This is a genomic window from Streptomyces sp. GL_140 (assembly GCF_057834465.1).
Genome location: NZ_CM174404.1, coordinates 4716016 through 4734251 on the forward strand (window position 1 = coordinate 4716016; position 18236 = coordinate 4734251).

The following is an 18236-nucleotide window of genomic DNA, read 5'->3' on the forward strand; positions in this document are numbered from 1 at the left end:
AGGTGTGGTCGGCCCGGAGGCCGCGGCAGGGCCGGGGGACGGAGGGGAAGGGTCAGACCCGGGAGGGTCGGCCGTCCGCCGCGCGCTCCGGGAGGTCCCTCAGTGCGCGGATCGGGCTCAGCAGCAGGAGGAGACCCGCGGACACGAGGACGCCGGCCATGGCCCAGATCGTGGCCCTGCTGCCGATCGCCTCTCCCAGGTATCCGCCCAGCAGGGCGCCCACCGGGATGGCGCTGTAGTTGATGGTCGACGCGCTCGCCCTGATCCGGCCGAGCAGCTCCGGCGGGCAGTAGGACTGGTAGAAGCTGCCCATGATGACGTTCCCGGCGACGACACCGGCGACCGCGACCGCCCAGGCGAGCACGGACAGCGGCAGCGGCAGCTGATCGCCGGCGAGCGGCAGCAGGAAGATGAAGGGGGCCACGACCATCTCGCAGAACAACAGGCCGCGCGCGGTGCCGAAGCGCAGCGCGATCCGGCGGGCGAGGGCCGCGCCGGCGAGCCCGCCGACGCTGACCACCGCGAACACGGCCCCGATCCCTCCCGCGTCGAGCCCCACGCTGCGGACGAGGAACACCGTCTGGACGGCCTGGATCCCGTTCAGCGCGAGATTGCCGAGGGCGCCGAAGCAGCCGAACCTGCGGAGGTACGGATCGCTGACGACGAAGCGGACCCCCTCGGCGATCTCCCGCCTGATGCCGCGCCGTTCGGCGGTCGGCGGGCGGGGCGTCTCGGTCACCTTGATCGACCTGAGGAAGAGCGCGGAGACCAGGTACGAGCATGCGTCCACGAGCAGGCCGGCGACGGATCCGAAGACCTGGGAGATCACGCCCGCCACTCCGGGCCCCGCGACGTCGGCGGCGGACTCGCCGCTGCGGAACTTGACGTTCGCCTCCAGCAGGTCCGCCTTGTCGACGAGCGAGGGCACCATCGCCGAATAGGCGGTGCTGAAGAAGACCTTCGCCGTGCCCGACAGCAGGGCCACCACCAGCAGCTGCCCGAGGGTGAGGATCCCCAGCCAGGCGGCCAGCGGCACGCTGGCGTAGACCGTCATCAGCACGAGGTCGCAGGCCAGCATCACCTTCCGGCGGGACCAGCGGTCGACCCAGGCCCCGGCCGGCAGTCCGATGAACAGCCACGGGAGCCACGCCGACGCCGTCAGGACGCCCATCATGACCGGGCTCGCCTTCAGGACGACCACCGCCACCAGGGCGAGCGAGACGTTGCCGACCGCGGTGCCCAGGCCGCTGGTGACCTCTCCGATCCACAGCTTGCGGAAGTTGGGCTCGGCCCAAAGGCCCCATCGGCCGCGGGTCTTGCCCGGGACGGACGGTTTGACGGAGGTCCCGGTCATCGCAGCGCTCCAGCGGTCTCGGCCGGGTTCCCGGCCGGGTTCCCGGTCGGGTTCTCGGCCAGGTTCTCGGCCAGCACGGATCCGATCAGGGCGATCGGGCCCGGCTGGGTCATCGCACCGTGCTCGCAGTCCAGCCGGTGGCTTTCGACCCGGCCGGTGACGTACGCCGACCAGGCCTCCTCGTAGGGCCAGTTCTCCGGTTTGCCGAGGGTGGCGCCGAAGAACACGGCGTCTCCCCGGTAGCGCCCGGGGACGTGCTCGTTCAGCAGCCGGTGGTGGTGCGCGAAGACGCCGGGCAGGGTGTGCGCCGCCTCGCCGAGTACGGCTTCCAGCCCGGCGAAGCCCGGGGTGGCGGCCGGGTCGTGCCCCAGCGAGGCCAGCAGGGCGGCCCAGGTGTCCGAGGGCTCGTCCGCGACGGGCGTGCGGATCTCCTCCGAGACGGCGGGATAGCCGTCCAGCAGGGCCAGCAGGGCCACTTCCTCGCCCTCGGCCTGCAAGCGGACCGCCATCGCGTGGGCGACGACTCCGCCGAAGGACCAGCCGAGCAGGTGGTAGGGGCCGGACGGCTGGACCGACCGGATCTGGCGCAGGTAGTCGGCGGCCATCTCCTCGACGCTCGCGGGCGGCGCCCCCTTCAGCCCCCTGGCCTGGAGGCCGTGGACCGGGCGGTCGGCGCCGACGTGCCGCAGCAGGCCGGAGTAGACCCAGCTGATCCCGGCGGCCGGGTGCACGCAGAACAGCGGCTGCCGCGAGCCCTGCGGGCGCAGCGGCAGGAGCACGTCGAGCGGGTCGCCGGAACGGTCGTCGGCCCCGGGATCCAGCTCGAGCCGACGGGCGAGTTCCGCCACGGTCGGGAACTCGAACAGGTCACGGATGCCGACATCGGCGCCGAGCTCCGAACGCACGAGGCTGAGCAGTCGGGTGGCGAGCAGCGAATGCCCGCCGAGTTCGAAGAAGCTGTCGTCGATCCCGACCGCGTCGAGTCCGAGGACCTCGGCGAACAGGCCGCACAGGAGCTCCTCCACCGGCGTCCTGGCGCCGCGCCGGGAGGACACGGCCGTGTAGTCCGGCGCGGGGAGCGCCTTGCGGTCCACCTTGCCGTTCACGCTCAGCGGCATCGCGTCGAGGACCACCACCGCGGACGGCACCATGTAGCCGGGCAGTTCCGCGGCGGCGAACCCGCGCAGCTCGGCGGCCAGGGCGGGATCCCCGGTGACCGAAGTGCAGTAGGCCACCAGCCGGCGGTCGCCGGTCCGGTCCTCGCGGGCCACCACCACGACCTGGCCGACGTCCTCGTGGCGCCCCAGGGCCGCCTCGACCTCGCCCAGCTCGATGCGGAAACCGCGCAGCTTCACCTGGTCGTCCACGCGGCCCAGGAAGTCCAGGCCGCCGTCGGAACGCCAGCGCACCAGGTCGCCCGTGCGGTACATCCGCTCCCCGGCGGCGAACGGGCAGGCCACGAAGCGTTCGGAGGTCAGCCCCGGCCGGTTCAGGTAGCCGCGGGCCAGGCCGATGCCGGACACGTACAGCTCACCAGGGACCCCGGCCGGTACCGGCTGGAGGCGGTCGTCGAGCACGTACGTCCTGGCATTGGAGATCGGTCCGCCGATGGGCGGGGCGTCCGAGCCGGAGAGCGGGCCGCTCATCGTGGCGCACACGGTCGTCTCCGTCGGACCGTAGGCGTTGATCAGGGTGCGGCCCACCGACCACCTCGCCACCAGCTCGCCCGGGGTGGCCTCGCCGGCGACCATCAGCACCCGGATCGAGGGCAGTTGGTCCGGTGACATCACGGCGAGCGCGGCGGGCGCGATGATCGCGTGGGTGACCCGGTGCTGCGCGATGAGCCCGGCCAGCTGTTCGCCGGCGGCCAGCCGCTCGGCGGGTGCGAGCACGAGGGTCGCGCCGGTCAGCAGGGCCATCACCGTCTCGGCGAGGGCGGCGTCGAAGCTGGGCGAGGCGAACTGCAGCATCCGGTCGCCCGGCCCCATGCCGACCCGTACCGCCAGGGAGTCGACGAGGCTGCTCACGCCCACGTGAGAGACCATCACTCCCTTGGGGCGGCCGGTCGAGCCCGAGGTGTAGATGACGTACGCGCGGTGTGCGGGCAGCAGCGGGGCGGTCCGGTCGGCGTCCGTCGGGTCGGCGTCCCTCGGGTTGGCGTCCCGCGGGTCTACGGCGGCCGGGTGCGCGGTGGCGAGTTCCTCGACGGTGTCCAGGAGCAGGGTCGGGGCCGCGGTGCCCTCGGGGATCGCGTGTGCGCTGTTCGTGGTGGCCAGCAGCAGGGCCGGGCCGCAGTCCTGGAGCATGTGGGTGATGCGCGCGGTCGGGTAGCCGGGGTCCACGGGCAGGTAGGCGCCGCCCGTCTTGAGGACGGCGAGCATGGAGACGACCATCTCCACGGAGCGGCCCAGCACCAGGGCGACGGTCCGCTCGGGGCCGGCCCCGCGCTCGATCAGCAGGTGCGCGAGGCGGTTGGCGCGGGCGTTGAGCTCCGCGTAGGTCAGCTCGACGTCCTCGAAGACGAGGGCCGTCCCCTCGGGGGTCCGGGCGACCTGCGCCTCGAACTGCGCGGGCACGGTGCCGGACGGCACGTCGGTGGCCGTGTCGTTCCACTCGGTCAGGATGCGGTGGCGCTCGGCCGGGGCCAGGACGTCCGCCGAGCCGATCGGCAGCGCCGGGTCCTCGGCCACCGCGCGCAGCAGCCGCTCCCAGGCGGCGGCCAGTGTCTCGGCGGTGGAGGCGTCGAACAGGTCGGTGGCGTATTCGAGGGCGCCGCCGATGCCGGCCGGGGCGCCGTCGGCGCCGTGGTGCTCGGTGAGGTTCGCGGTGAGGTCGAACTTGGCGCCGGCGGATCCGGTGGACTCGTACCGCGAGGTGACGCCCGGGAACTCCAGGGTCGCCTCGGCGGTGTTGTTGAAGGCGAGCATCACCTGGAAGAGCGGGTGCCTGGCCAGCGAGCGGACCGGATTGAGCTCCTCCACGAGCCGCTCGAAGGGGACGTCCTGGTGGGCGTAGGCCGCCAGGTTCGCCTCCCGGACCCGGGCCAGCAGTTCGTTGAAGGTCGGCCGGCCCGAGAGGTCGACGCGCAGGACCATGGTGTTGGCGAAGAAGCCGACGAGGTCGTCCAGGGCCTCGTCCATGCGTCCGGCGACGGGCGCGCCGATCGGTATGTCCTCGCCGGCGCCGAATCGGTTCAGCAGGGTCGCCAGCGCGGCCTGCAGCACCATGAACAGGGTGACGCCGTTCTCCTTGGCCAGCCCGGTGAGCCGTGCGTGCAGCGCGGCGTCGAGGGCGAGGGGCACCACGGCGCCCCGGTACGAGGCCACGGGCGGGCGGGGCCGGTCGGCGGGCAGCGCGAGCTCGTCGGGCAGCCCGGCCAGGGCGCCCTTCCAGAAGGCCAGCTGGCGGGAGAGCAGGCTGCCGGGATCCTCGTCGGAGCCCAGCAGGTCCCGCTGCCACAGGGTGTAGTCCGCGTACTGCACGGGGAGCTCCGCCCAGTCGGGTGCGCGGCCGGTGCGGCGGGCCTCGTAGGCCTCCGCGAGGTCGCGGAAGAGGGGGTCCAGGGACCAGCCGTCGCCGGCGATGTGGTGCAGCACCAGGACCAGTACGTGCTCATCGGGTCCGCAGACCCGCAGGTAGGCGTGGAACGGCAGGTCCGTGGCGGTGTCGAAGACGTGGGCGGCGGCCTCGGCAACCGTGCCGCCGGACCGGGTGAGCAGGGGGCGGGAGGGCCCGTCCAGCACCACCTGGTGCGGGACTCCGCCGGTCTCGTGGAAGACGGTGCGCAGGGCTTCGTGCCGGGCCACCACGTCACCGAGCGCGGCCTCCAGGGCCGCCGTGTCCAGGGGGCCGCTCAGCCGCAGGGCGAGCGAGACGTTGAAGGCCGAGCTGGGCCCTTCGACCTGTCCGACGAACCACAGGCGGCGCTGTGCGAAGGACAGGGGGAGGGCGTCGGGGCGGTCGAGGGGCCGCAGGGCGGGGCGGGTGCGGCCGCCCTGGATCCGCTCGCCGAGCTCGGCGACGGTGGGGGCCTGGAACAGGTCCGCGATGCCCATCTCGGCGCCGAGGACGGAGCGGGCCCGGCTGGCCAGCCGGGTCGCGAGCAGGGAGTGGCCGCCGAGCGCGAAGAAGTCGTCGTCGATGGAGACGGAGGCGACGCCGAGCACCTCGGCGAAGAGCCCGCACAGGATCTCCTCGCGCGGGTCGCGCGCGGTCCGGCCCCGGTCGGCGGAGGCCGCGTGGGGGACGGGCAGGGCCTTGCGGTCCACCTTGCCGTTGGCATTCAGGGGCAGGGCGTCCAGCACCACCACCGCGGAGGGGACCATGTAGACGGGCAGCGAGGCGGCGGCGAACCGGCGCAGTTCCACGGCCAGTTCCGCCGTCTCGCCCGACGGCGTGCAGTAGGCGACCAGGCGCATGTCCCCCGGGCGGTCCTCGCGGGCCATCACCATGACCTGGCCGACGCCCTCGTGGCGTCCGAGCAGGGCCTCGATCTCGCCGAGTTCGATGCGGAAGCCGCGCAGTTTGACCTGGTGGTCGACGCGGCCCTGGAACTCCAGCACGCCGTCGGCGCGCCAGCTCACCAGGTCGCCGGTGCGGTACATCCGCTCCCCGGCGGTGAACGGGCAGGCCACGAAGCGCTCGGCGGTCAGGGCGGAGCGGTTCCAGTAGCCGCGCGCGAGGCCCGCGCCGGCCACGTAGAGCTCTCCGGGGACACCGGCCGGGACGGGCTGGAGGCGTCCGTCGAGCACGTAGAGCCGCATGTGGTCCAGCGGGCCGCCGATCGGCACGCGGGCGCCCGAGAGGTCCGGTGCGGCCAGTTCCTGGAAGGTGGCGAAGGTGGTCGCCTCGGTCGGGCCGTAGACGTGGGCGAGCAGCAGGCCGGGGCAGGCCTCGCGGACGCGCCGCATCAGGGTGGGGGAGGCGGCCTCGCCTCCGGTGGAGACGGTGCGCAGCCCCGCGAAGGCCTCCGGGTCCTCCTCGGCGACGAGGTCGAACAGGGCCTTGGTGAGGAAGAGTGCGCTCACCCCGTGCCGGTCCACGGCCGTGCGCAGCCCCCGGGCGTCGAGCGCGCCGGGCGGGGCGACCACGACCGTGCCGCCCGACAGGAGCGGCACCCACAGTTCGTAGGTCGCGGCGTCGAAGGCGTGCGGGGAGTGCAGCAGGATCCGGTCGTGGGAGCCGTCGGCCCAGCGGTGGTCGGCGGCCAGGTCGGCCACGTCGCGGTGGCGGACGGCCACGCCCTTGGGCAGTCCCGTCGAGCCGGAGGTGTACATGATGTAGGCGAGCTGGTCCGGGTGGACGGTGACGGCGGGCGCGGACGCGTCGGCGGACGGGGCGGCGGACGGGGCGTCCTGCGGCCCGGCCACGCGGCCGTCCGTCAGGCGCACCACGTGGGCCCGGGGGTCGAAGTCCAGCTCGTCGCGGTCCGTCAGCAGGACGGCGGCGCGGGTGTCCTCGATCACCAGGGCCATGCGGTCCGGCGGGAAGCTGGTGTGCATCGGTACGTAGGCGCCGCCGGCCTTGGCGACGGCCAGGGTGGCCACCACCACATCGGCGGAACGTTCCATCAGCATCGCCACCGGGGTCTCCGGGCCGACGCCCAGCGCGACGAGGTGGTGCGCGAGCCGGTTCGCCCGCGCGTCCAGCTCCGCGTAGTCGAGCTCGGTGTCCCCCGCGACGGCGATCGCCGAGGGGGTACGGGCGACCTGGCGCGCGAAGAGCTCCGGCAGCGAGGCCGGGGCCTCGGGCGACGGGAGCGGGGCGGCTGCGCGCGGGGCGTTCCAGTCGGTGAGGATCCGCGAGCGTTCCTCGGCGCCCAGGACGTCCACCTGCCCGAGGGGCGCGTACGGGTCCGCGGCGGCGCCGGCGAGCAGCCGGTCCAGCCGTACGCCCAGGGCCTCGATGGTGGCCGGGTCGTACAGGTCGGCGGTGTACTCGATGGAGCAGGCGATCCCGGCGGGGGCGGCGTCCGGGCCGAACTCCTCCTCCATGCCGATGTTCAGGTCGAACTTGGCGACCCGCATCCCGATCGGTTCGGGCGAGGCCTCCACCCCGGCCAGGTCGAGCCGGGCGGGGTCGTTGTTCTGCAGGACCAGCAGCACCTGGAAGAGGGGGTGGCGGGCCAGCGAGCGGACCGGGTTGAGCTCCTCGACCAGCCGCTCGAAGGGCACGTCCTCGTGGGCGTGGGCCTCCAGGTGCGTCTCGCGGACCTGGGCCAGCAGCGAGGCGAACGTCGGATCGCCCGAGGTGTCGGTGCGCAGCACCAGGGTGTTGACGAAGAAGCCGACGAGGTCGTCGAGCGCGTCGTCGGAGCGGCCCGCGACCACCGAGCCGATCGGTATGTCGGTGCCGGCTCCCATCCGGGTGAGCAGGGCCGCGAGGCCCGCCTGGAGCACCATGAAGAGGGTCACCCGGTGGGTGCGCGCCACCTCCAGCAGCGCGGCGTGCAGTTCCGGGCCGAAGCGGAAGCCGTGCGCGTCGGCGGAGGGTCCGAGCACCGGCGGCCTCGGGCGGTCCGTCGGCAGCGTCAGCTCCTCGGGGAGCCCGGCGAGGTTGGTCCGCCAGTAGTCGAGTTGCCGCGACAGCAGGCTGTCGGGGTCGGAGTCGCTGCCGAGCAGCTCCCGCTGCCAGGCGGCGTAGTCCGCGTACTGCACCGGCAGCGGCGCCCAGCCGGGAGCCGTGCCCGCGCACCGCGCGGTGTAGGCGGCTGCCAGGTCGCGCAGGAAGGGGCCCTGCGACCAGCCGTCGCCCGCGATGTGGTGGAGCACCACCAGCAGGACGGACTCCCCGGCGCCGAGGTCGAAGACCGTGACGCGGATGGGAAGTTCGGTCCGCAGGTCGAAGGTGGTGGCGGCGGCCGCGTCGCGCAGCGTCGGGTAGTCGCCCGGCGTGCAGCGGACCGTCTCGAAGCTCGGGCGCGCCTCGTGGGACGGCACGACCTGCTGGACGGGGACCCCGGCGAGGACCGGGAACACCGTGCGCAGCGCCTCGTGCCGGTCCACGACGTCGGTGACCGCTTCCCGCAGTGCGGGGATGTCCAGTTCGCCGCGCAGACGTACTGCGAACGGCAGGTTGTAGAGCGGGCTCGGGCCCTCGATCTGGTCGATGAGCCAGAGGCGCTGCTGCGCGAACGAAACCGGAATCACGATTCTTCCTTCACTTACACGGAGGTGGCTGCGGGGAGCACGCTCGGCTTGCAGTCCAGGAGTTCGACGGGCTCGCCCATCACGACGGCGATCTTGCGGTCGCCGCTGAAGGGGTCGCGGCCGTGGGCGGCGAGGATGTTGTCGACGAGCATCACGTCGCCCACCTCCCACTTCTCGCGCACGGTGGCCGCCGCGTAGGCCGCGTTGATCTGCTCGACGTCCTCCCGGGTGAGCGGCTCGCCGTCGCCCAGGCCGGTGTTGAACGGCAGGCCGTCCGAGCCGAACAGCTCGGTCATCGCCTCGCGGATGTCCGGCTCCAGGGACCACTCGTTCCAGAACGCCATGTGGTTGAACCAGACCTCGGCGCCGGTGACCGGGTGGGTGATCGTGCCCGGGCGGAGCTGGCTGGTGCGCAGGGAGCCGTCTTCGCGCCATTCCATGGAAATGTGGTTCTCGGCGCAGTATTCGGCGACCTTCTCCGGGTCATCCGTGGAGAAGGCGGTGCGCCAGTCCAGCGAAACGTATTCCGAGTAATTGCGGGTGAGAGTCCAGCCGTGGGACTTCATGCGCTCGACGAGCCGCGGCGGGAGGGTGCGGAGCACCTCGCGGACGTCGGCGACCGGGGTGGCGCCGCCCACCGGCGGGGCGATCAGGCAGGCGAACAGCAGCAGGCCGGGGAAGGTCAGCGTGTAGCTGTTCTCGTTGTGCATGTGGATCGACTGCGCGGCCGGCAGGTCGGTTGACGAGGAGACGCCGTTGCCGAAGTCGCTGCGCGGGGTGGCCTTCTCCCGGTACGGGGTCCGCGTCGGGACGAGGATGTCGCGGATCTTCGCGACGTCCTCGCTGTCGGTGACGGGCAGCCCGCGCAGGAACACCACGCCGTGCTCGTGCAGGCCCGCCCGCAGTGCGGGGGCGGCCTGCTCCAGCCAGGCACAGGCCTGGTCCATGTCGGTGAGGCCCGATACCCGCGTCAGCGCCGGTCGGCCCGGGTTGATCTCCCAGTTCAGCATGGCCCGATCACTGCCGCTCGAGCGTCGCGACGAGGCTGGCGGGACGGATGTCCGTCCAGTTCTTCTCGATGTAGGCGAGGCAGCCCTGGCGGGTGTCCTCGCGGTGCGTGGTGAACCAGCCCTCGGGCACGTCGATCCAGGCCGGCCAGAGCGAGTGCTGGTTCTCGTCGTTCACGAGCACGAGGTACTTGCTGTTGTCGTCTTCGAATGGGTTCGTCATGGTGATGCCTCCTTGTTGATGCGAATCTATAAACGCCGGGGTGCCGTCATCCGGCAGAAGAACAGGCAGAAGACCGGAGACTCAGCGGGGAAGCAGACGCACCGGGAAATGGTCGAGCCCGAAATTGATGATCGAGCGGTTGTACACCGGAGGGCCGGTCGGGACGATCTCCGCGGCCCGCTCCAGGGCCGCCGAGAACAGGGCGCTCAGCTCGGCCTTGGCCAGCGGTGCGCCGATGCAGTAGTGGGCGCCCAGGCCCAGCGCCAGGTGCCGGTTGGGCGAGCGGTTCAGGATGATCTCGTGCGGCCGGTCGAAGGCCGCGGGGTCGCGGTTGGCGGCCCAGGTCCACACGACGACCCGGTCGCCCTCGCGCACCTGGTGGCCGCCGAGCTCCACGTCCCGGCCGGCGGTGCGCAGCGTGTGCAGGCCGACCGAGGTCCAGCGCAGCAGTTCGTCCAGGGCCGGGCCCATCTCGGCCTCACCGGACTGCAGTTGGCGCCACAGTTCGGGGTTGCGCGCCAGCGTCAGCAGCCCCATGGCTGCCGTGTGGCGCACGGTCTGGACACCGCCCACGACGATGTTGTCCAGGTTGAGGACGACGTCCTCGACGGGCAGCAGCCGGCCACCCACCCGGTACGTGGCCATCTTGCTGATCAGGTCGTCGCCGGGCTTGGCCCGCCGCATCATCACCTGGTGCAGGAGGAACGGGATGAGCTGCTGGTGGCCCGCCCGGCGCTCTTCGGCGGTGCGTCCCAGGAACGCCTGGTCGCAGACCCGCACCACCATGTCCCGGTCCTTGGCGGGCACGTCGAGCAGATCGCACATCACCGCCAGCGGCAGCGCGGAGACGACGTCCGAGAGGTCGACCTCGCCCAGTTCCATGGCCTTGTCGAAGATCTCCCCGGCCAGTTCGGTGATGCTCCGCGAGGCGTTGCGCGCCCCGCTGGGTGAGAAGAACGGCACGGCCGGGGTGCGCAGTTCGCGGTGGCGGGGCGGGTCGGACAGTGCCATCATGCGGCCCGCGCCGGCCGGGGTGACACCCACCCCGGCGCCCAGCAGGGAGCCGCCCTCGGAGCTGTACGTCGCGGTGTCCTTGAGCACTTCGGAGGCCAGCTCGTAGGAGAGCACCGACCACACGGGGCCGTCGTCGGCGGTCTCCATGCGGTGTACGGCGCCCTCGGCGCGCAGCCCGTCGACGATGTCCGCGATATCGGGCCGGGCCCACAGGGACGGGTCCGTCAGATCGGTCCTGGTGGTCGTGGTGATGGTCACTGGTGCTCCCGGACGGGCTGGTGAGAGGGGTTTTCCACGGGGCTGTCGGCCGCGGGGACCGGGTCGGCGGCGGGGGCCGCGGACCGGCTCCCGATGACCGACGTCAGGAGCTCTACGGGGCCCCGCCGGTCCACGGCGGCCAGCAGGTGCCCGCCGGGGACGACCGAGAGGCCGAAGCCGCCCGAGGTGTGCTCCGCCCAGCCGGCGATCCGCTCGGCGTCGAGCATGGGGTCGCCGTCGCCTGCGACCGCGTACAGATCGGAGTCGAGCAGGGGGGAGGGGCGGTGGCGGTAGGTCCGCTTGACGTCGAGGTCGCTCTGGACGGCCGCCAGGGCCATGTCCCGCAACTCCGGATCGGCGTCGACCAGTTCGCCCATGCCGGTCAGGTGCAGCAGGTCGGCGGCGCCGAGCCCCTGGGGCAGCTCTCCGGTCCAGGCCGACGGCGGCTGTGCGGAGGCCGCCACGACCAGGCCGGGCCGCAGTTCCTTCGGCAGGGCCCGCGCCACCTCGTAGGCGAGGAGGGCGCCGAAGCTCTGCCCGTAGAAGCCGAAGTCGCCGCCCAGGTGCGGGCGCAGCTCCTCGGCCACGGTGGCGACGAGCAGGTCGAAACTGGCGGGCATCGGATCCCGCCTGCGGCCGCCGCGGGCCGGCATGCGCAGCGCCCAGACCTCGGCGAACGGCGCCAGGGAGTGCGCGAGGCGGGTGTAGGCGGGCGCGTCGCCGCCCGCGTGCGGGAAGCAGAACAGCCGGTACGGGCGGTGCGGCTGCGGGGCCGGGACGAACAGCCAGTCGCCCTCGGTCCGCGGTCGCTGCCGCTTCTGCGGCTCCTGGGTGATCATCGGACACCGCCGCCGGCGCCGACCAGGGACGGGCGCTTGGCGACGCCCGCGCGGGCCGCCGTCCTGACCGACTCGGTGAAGTCGGCGAGGTCGCGCGAGTCCAGCAGGTGGCGGAGCTGGAGCTCGGCGCCCAGCTTGCGGCGCAGGATGTGCACGACGCGCAGCGCGGCGAGCGAGTGGCCGCCCAGCGCGAGGAAGTCGTCCTCGGGGAGGACGGAGTCCAGGCCCAGGACGGTGCGCCAGACCTCGGCGACCTGCTCCTCCAGACCGGCCGTCCCGTCGGACGCGGCCGGGGCCGGGGCGGCCTTCGGCAGCGGCAGGGCGGCGTGGTCGACCTTGCCGTTGGGGGTGAGCGGCAGGGCGTCCAGGATGGTGACGCCGGCCGGGATCATGTGGGCGGGCAGCACCGACCGCAGGTGGTCCAGGATGCCCCCGGCCGTCGGGGAGGCCGTGCCGGTGGTGACGTAGGCGATGAGCCGCTGGTCGCCGGGGGCCGCCTCGTGCACCGTGACGACGCCCTCGACGACCTCCGGGTGCCCGGTCAGGGCGCCCTCGATCTCGCCGGGCTCGATGCGGTAGCCGCGCAGCTTGATCTGCCGGTCCACGCGGCCCGCGTACTCCAGGACCCCGCCGGCGCCGCGCCGGGCCAGGTCGCCGGTCCGGTACATCCGCTGTCCGGCGGGGCCCGCCGGGTCGGCGACGAAGCGCTCGGCGGTCAGGCCGGGGCGGTTCACGTAGCCGTGGGCGACGCCCGGTCCCGAGACGTACAGCTCGCCGGTGACGCCGTCGGCCACCGGACGCAGCTCGCCGTCGAGCACCTGCACGCGGACCCCGGGCAGCGAGGTGCCGATGTGCGGTCCCTCGCCCGTGATCCGGGCGGCCGTGGAGTCGACGGTGCACTCGGTGGGGCCGTAGAGGTTCAGGGCGTCGACGGAGCCGGAGGCGATCTCGTGCCAGGTGCGCGCCGGGACCGGCTCGCCGCCCATGAACAGCCGGGGTGCGCGGCCCGCGGCCCGCGCGCCGGCGAGCGGCTCGCGCAGCAGCTCCCAGTGCGACGGGGTCAGGTCCAGGTCGGTGACGCCGTTCTCCTCGAGCAGCGCCGCCAGCGCGACCGGGTCGGAGCGCTGGGCGTCGCCGAGCACCACGAGGGTGTCGCCGCGGCAGATGCGCGCCCACTGCTGGACGGAGGCGTCGAAGGAGACGCTCGCGTTCCAGCCCACGACGCCCGCCTCCGGGCGGTACATGCCGTTCTCCTCCAGGGCCGCGAGCAGCGAGGCGACGTTGCCGCGGCTGACTTCGACGCCCTTGGGGCGGCCGGTCGAGCCGGAGGTGTAGATGACGTAGGCGGGGTCCAGGGCGGTGAAGTCCGCGGCGTCGGCCCCGGCCTGAGCGCCGGTGGCGTCCGTGCGGATCGTCCCCACGCCCTGCGGCAGCGCCACGCCGGCGGAGTCCGTGCTGATCAGCAGCGAGATGCCGGAGTCCGCGGCCATGTAGGCCAGCCGGTCCTGCGGGTAGGACGGGTCGAGCGGCACGTACGCCGCCCCGGCCCGCCACACCGCGAGCAGCGCCACGACGAGCTCCGAGGTGCGGGGCAGGTGCACCCCGACCCGGTCGCCGCGCCCGACGCCGCGCTCGCGCAGCGCCCCGGCCAGCTCGGCCGTGCGGCGCTCCAGCGCGGCGAAGGTCAGCTCGCCGTCGACGGCCCGTACCGCGGTCCGGTCGGGGGTGGTCCGGGCGGCCTGCAGGAAGCGGGTGATTGCGTCGGTGTGCGTCATCGGGGGGACCCCTGCTCTGTCGGTTCGATGGAGCGCTGCGTTTCGACGGAGCGCTGCGTGTCGGTGGAGTGCTGCGTGTCGTTCGAGTGCTGCGTGCCGGCGGGGCGCTGCGCGTCGGTGGCCGCGGCCATCTCGTCGAGGGCGGCCGCGTAGGCGTCGATGAACCGGTCGGCGAGCTCGTCGGGGACCACGGACCGCTGGTGGTCGACGGCCAGCAGCACGCGGTCGGAGACCGGGTCCTGGATCAGCGAGGCGCCGAAGGCGAAACTGTTGGGCTCGTGGCGCAGGGTGGGCTCGCAGCCGATCCGGCCGTCCACGATCTGCGCGGAGCCCAGCTGCCCGAGGGCGTGGAAGCGCAGGTAGCCGAACTGGGTGTCCAGCCGGGTGTCGGACATCAGCCGGGCCAGCCGGGCGAACGGCACCCTGCGGTGCGGCATCATGTCCAGCTCTTCCTGGTGCACGGTGCGCACGAGGCCGAGCAGATCGTCCGCGGACGGCTCGCAGACCAGCGGAACGGTGTTGAGGAACAGCCCGTACGTCTCGGTGCCGCCGAGGCGCTCAAGCCGGCCGTTCATCGCGAGGCCGGTCGTGACCCGGGCGAGGCCGGTGATCTGCTGGAGGGCCCGCATGTGGGCGGCGAGCGCCACGGACTTGACGGGGACCCCGGCCGCGTCGGCGACCTTGCGCAGCTGCTCCGGTGCTTCGGTCAGTACCCGCTCGACGGTGCGCGGCAGGTCGTGGGCTTCGCCCGCGCCCGTCCACAGGGCGCCGCTGACCCCGTCGAGCTTCGCCCGCCAGTACGCCAGCGAGGCCTCGTCCTGGACGGCTTCGCGCTCGACCGCCACGAAGTCGCGGAAGGTGGTGCCCGGCGGCGGCGCGGGTGCGTCGGCCGGGTCGGCCGCGAGTGCGGCGTGCCGTTCCAGCAGTTCGGCGAGGAAGGAGGTGAAGCTCCAGCCGTCGAGGATGGCGTGGTGCTCGGAGATGGTGAGCTGGAAGACGTCGTCGTCCAGGCGCTGCACCGTGATCCGGAACAGCGGCGGCTCCATCAGGTCGAACGGGGTGCTGCGGTGCTCGTCGAAGACGGTGCGCACCGCCGCGTCCTGGGCGGCTTCGCCGGCGCCGCGAAGGTCCTCGAAGGCGACCGGCGGCGGCAGTTCGCCGTAGACGAGCTGGAGCGGTTCCGCGTAGCCGGAGATGTCGAGACCGGTGCGCAGCACGGGGTGGCGGTCCATGACCTCGGCGACGGCGCGGCGGAAGGCGGTCTCGTCGAGGTCGGAGGCGATCCGGTAGCTGTTGACGTTGTGGTAGCTGTCGGTGGACCCGGCGATCTCCATGTGGAAGATCATGCTGAGCTGCATGGAGACCATCGGGTAGGCGTCGGCGAGGCCCTCGGGCAGCTCGGCCCGGACCGTCTCGTCCAGCAGCGCGAACGGCAGGTCGTCGCTGTCGCGGCCGGCGACCGGGCGGGCCAGCGGGACGAGGGCGGCGATGGTCGGGGCGTTGAAGACGTCCCTGAGCGAGACCTCCCAGCCGCGCTCGTGCAGCCCGCCCGCCATCTGGACGGCCCGGATCGAGTCGCCGCCGAGGTGGAAGAACTCGTCGTGGACGCCGATGTCGGACACGTCGAGCACATGCGACCAGACCTCGGCGAAGAGCTTCTCGACCGGGGTGCGGGGCGCCACGTGCTCGCCCTCCGCCGCCAGGCGGGCACCGGGGGCCGGGAGCGCGCCGCGGTCCACCTTGCCGTTGACGGTCAGCGGCAGCGCGGGGAGGACAGTGACGCTGGCCGGGATCATGTAGTCGGGCAGCGAGCGGGACAGGAACTCCCGTACGCCGTCGGGCGATCCGCCGGTCACGTAGGCCGCGAGGCGCTCGTCGTGGACGGTCACCACGCAGGCGTCCACGTCGGGGTGGGCGCTGAGCGCGTTCTCGATCTCGCCCAGTTCGATGCGGAAGCCGCGCAGCTTCACCTGGAAGTCGGCGCGCCCCACGTACTCCAGGCCGCCGTCGGGCAGCCGCCGGGCCACGTCGCCGGTCCGGTACATGCGGGCGCCCGGGGTCCCGGCGAAGGGGTCGGCCACGAAGCGTCCGGCCGTGAGGTCGGGGCGGCCCCAGTAGCCGTGGGCGAGGCTGCCGCCGCCGACGTACAGCTCGCCGGGGACGCCCACCGGGCAGGGCCGCAGCCAGTCGTCGAGCACCATCGTGCTCAGGTGGGGCATGGGGTCGCCGATGAGGCTGCGCTCGAAGCCCGCTCCCGCGCCGGCCACGTCGTGGGTGGTGACGTGGACGGTGGTCTCGGTGATGCCGTACAGGTTGCACAGCCGGGCCGGGGGCAGCGGGTCGAGGGCGAACCAGCGCTGGACCACGTCGGGGTCGAGCGCCTCACCGCCCAGCATGATCCACTTCAGTGCGGGCAGGGCGCGCGGCCGCTGCCGCAGGGCGGGCTCCAGCTGCCGCAGTGCGGAAGGCGTCAGGCAGAGGAAGGAGACGCCCTCCTCCTCCAGCAGTTCGGCGAACTCGGCGGGCGAGCGGCTGATGACGTACGGGACCACGACCAGGCGGCCGCCGTGGTGCAGGGGGCCCCACATCTCCCAGACGGTCCAGTCGAAGGCGTAGCTGTGGAAGAGGGTCCACACCTCCTCGGGGCCGAAGGCGAAGTGCTCGGCACCCGCCTCCATCAGGCGGCTCACGTGCTCGTGGGCGACCGCGACGCCCTTGGGGCGCCCGGTGGAGCCCGAGGTGAAGATCGTGTAGGCCACGTCCCCGGGGCGGACCGCGACGGCGGGCCGGTGCTCGGGCCGGGCGGCGGTCTCCTGGCGGCGCGCGGCAAGGTCGTACGTGGTCCAGGGGCCCTCGGGGACCCGGTCGGGGCGGTCGGTGACGACCAGCACCACCCCGGTGTCCCCGAAGACCATGGCCGCGCGGCCCGCCGGGGCGGTGAGGTCCACCGGCACGTAGGCCGCGCCGGTCTTCAGGATCGCGAGGACCGAGACGAGGATGTCGGCGGTGCGGTCGGTGAGCAGCCCGACCCGGTCGCCGGGCCGGACGCCGGACGCGGTGAGGGCGTGGGCGAGCCGGTTGGCCGCCCGGTCGAGTTCGGTGTAGGTCAGCGAGCGGGTGGCGTCGCTGACGGCCGTACGGTCGGGGTGCGCGTCGGCCGCGTCCTCGAACAGTTCGTGCAGGCAGCGGCCCGCGGGGACGGCCACGGGCGCGTTCGCGGTGCCGGCGGCGTCGGGGGTGCTCAGGTGCAGGACCGTGCGGTCGCAGTCGTCGAGGGCGGCCGCCAGCAGGTCCTGCCAGTCGCCGGCCATCCGGCGGACCGTCCCGGCATCGAACAGGTCGGTGCTGTACTCGACTTCGCCGCGCAGCTCGCCGTCGTCGAAGACGGACCAGGTCAGGTCGAACTTCGTGGTGCCGTTGGAGCGGACCTGGCGGTGGGCGGCGGCCGGGCCGAAGCGGAGCGGCTCGTGGTCCTCGGCGTGGGCGCCGAACACGACCTGGACGAGCGGCGGGTGCTGGGCCGAGCGGTCCAGTGCCAGCTGGTCGACGATCTGGTCGAAGGGGACGTCCAGGTAGGCGAAGGCGTCGAAGGCGGTGTCCTGGACGCGCTGGAGCAGGTCGCGGAAGGTCGTCGTCGCGTCGAGCCGCACCCGCAGCGGCAGCAGGTTGACGAAGTAGCCGACCAGGTCTTCCAGTTCGGGGCGGTTCCTGGTCGTCACGGGCGTGCCGATGACCATGTCCTGGGCGCCGGTGTAGCGGTTGAGCAGCACCGCGAAGGCGGCGAGCTGCACCGTGTACGGGGTCACGCCCTCCGCCTCGGCGAGCTCCCGCACCCGTCCCGCGAGGCCGGTGGGCAGACCGAAGTGCTCGGTGTGGCCCCGGTGGCTCCGGGTGGAGGGGCGGGGGCGGTCGCCGGGGAGTTCCAGCAGCATCGGGGCGCCGTCGAGCTCGCGCTTCCAGTGCGTCAGGTGCTCCTCGAAGGAGGTGGCCTCCTCCTCGGCGGCGTAGTCCGGGTACTGGGCGGTGAGTTCAGGCAGTACGGGCGTGCGGCCCTCGACCGACGCGGTGTAGATCTCGGCCAGCTCGCGCTCGAACACGCCCGCCGACCAGCCGTCCCACACGATGTGGTGGACGACGATGACCACGGTCGTGGCCTCCTCGCCGTGGCGCAGGGCGGACGCCCGCAGGAGCGGCCCCCGCTCCAGGTCGAACGGCGCGGCCGCCTCGGCGGCGACGATCGCCTCGGCCCGCTCGCGGCGTTCGGCCTCGGGCAGGTCGCGCAGGTCGGTGACGGCGAGGGAGGCGGCCGCCGGCGCGTGGACCAGCTGCTGCGGACCCCCGGTGTGCAGGGCGAAGGTCGTCCGCAGCGCCTCGTGCCGTGCGACGACGGCGCCGAGGGAGCGCTCCAGGAGCCCCAGGTCGAGCGGCCCCACCAGTTCGAAGATCCACGGGATGTTGTAGGTCGCTGCCCCGGGGTTCCAGCGGTCGAGGAACCACAGTCCCCGTTGCAGCCCCGAGACCGGGGCGACCCGGGTCACGTCACCAGATCCAGATGCGGTCAATGTCCTTCTGCCTTCCTTGCTGCCTTCGGTGTCGCGCGCTGCCGCGCGGTGTCGCG

Annotated in this window: 7 protein-coding genes and 1 pseudogene; all 8 read right to left on the reverse strand. The window is 73.3% G+C overall.

Translation table 11 applies throughout. The annotated features are described in order from the left end of the window. Positions 1-52: 52 nt before the first annotated feature. The 8 genes and pseudogenes from AC3IYJ_RS21955 to AC3IYJ_RS21990 all read right to left on the reverse strand — a co-directional run bounded on the left by AC3IYJ_RS21955 (position 53) and on the right by AC3IYJ_RS21990 (position 18156). Positions 53-1354 (reverse strand): MFS transporter, encoded by a 1302-nt coding sequence (locus AC3IYJ_RS21955; protein WP_489396487.1) that lies wholly within the window; start codon positions 1352-1354, stop codon positions 53-55. After that, positions 1351-8502 (reverse strand): annotated as a pseudogene (locus tag AC3IYJ_RS21960) (amino acid adenylation domain-containing protein); the annotation flags it as partial. The gene AC3IYJ_RS21955 and the pseudogene AC3IYJ_RS21960, both read right to left, overlap by 4 nt. A 14-nt stretch (positions 8503-8516) precedes the next feature. Continuing rightward, a complete protein-coding gene (locus AC3IYJ_RS21965) occupies positions 8517-9512 on the reverse strand; it encodes a TauD/TfdA family dioxygenase (protein WP_489396488.1) in 996 nt (331 codons plus the stop codon). A gap of 7 nt (positions 9513-9519) precedes the next feature. Then, positions 9520-9732 (reverse strand): MbtH family protein, encoded by a 213-nt coding sequence (locus AC3IYJ_RS21970; RefSeq protein ID WP_489396489.1) that lies wholly within the window; start codon positions 9730-9732, stop codon positions 9520-9522. 81 nt (positions 9733-9813) lie between these two features. Next, entirely contained in the window at positions 9814-11004 is a 1191-nt protein-coding gene (locus tag AC3IYJ_RS21975) for a cytochrome P450 (protein ID WP_489396490.1), read from the reverse strand. After that, positions 11001-11843: a thioesterase II family protein gene (locus AC3IYJ_RS21980; RefSeq protein WP_489396491.1), complete on the reverse strand. Its 843-nt coding sequence runs from the start codon at positions 11841-11843 to the stop codon at positions 11001-11003. Before AC3IYJ_RS21980 ends, AC3IYJ_RS21975 begins: the two co-directional genes overlap by 4 nt. Next, positions 11840-13618 carry a non-ribosomal peptide synthetase gene (locus AC3IYJ_RS21985; RefSeq protein ID WP_489396492.1) on the reverse strand — a complete coding sequence of 593 codons (1779 nt, stop codon included), beginning with the start codon at positions 13616-13618 and terminating at the stop codon, positions 11840-11842. Before AC3IYJ_RS21985 ends, AC3IYJ_RS21980 begins: the two co-directional genes overlap by 4 nt. Continuing rightward, complete coding sequence (locus AC3IYJ_RS21990) at positions 13615-18156, reverse strand: amino acid adenylation domain-containing protein (protein WP_489396493.1); 4542 nt, start codon at positions 18154-18156, stop codon at positions 13615-13617. The genes AC3IYJ_RS21985 and AC3IYJ_RS21990 overlap by 4 nt, the downstream gene beginning before the upstream one ends. Positions 18157-18236 lie beyond the last annotated feature (80 nt).

Coding starts and splice junctions, on each gene's coding strand:
- AC3IYJ_RS21985 (WP_489396492.1), bottom strand. CDS start 13,618: ATGACGCACACCGACGCAATCACCCGCTTCCTGCAGGCCGCCCGGACC.
- AC3IYJ_RS21965 (WP_489396488.1), bottom strand. CDS start 9,512: ATGCTGAACTGGGAGATCAACCCGGGCCGACCGGCGCTGACGCGGGTA.
- AC3IYJ_RS21955 (WP_489396487.1), bottom strand. CDS start 1,354: ATGACCGGGACCTCCGTCAAACCGTCCGTCCCGGGCAAGACCCGCGGC.
- AC3IYJ_RS21980 (WP_489396491.1), bottom strand. CDS start 11,843: ATGATCACCCAGGAGCCGCAGAAGCGGCAGCGACCGCGGACCGAGGGC.
- AC3IYJ_RS21970 (WP_489396489.1), bottom strand. CDS start 9,732: ATGACGAACCCATTCGAAGACGACAACAGCAAGTACCTCGTGCTCGTG.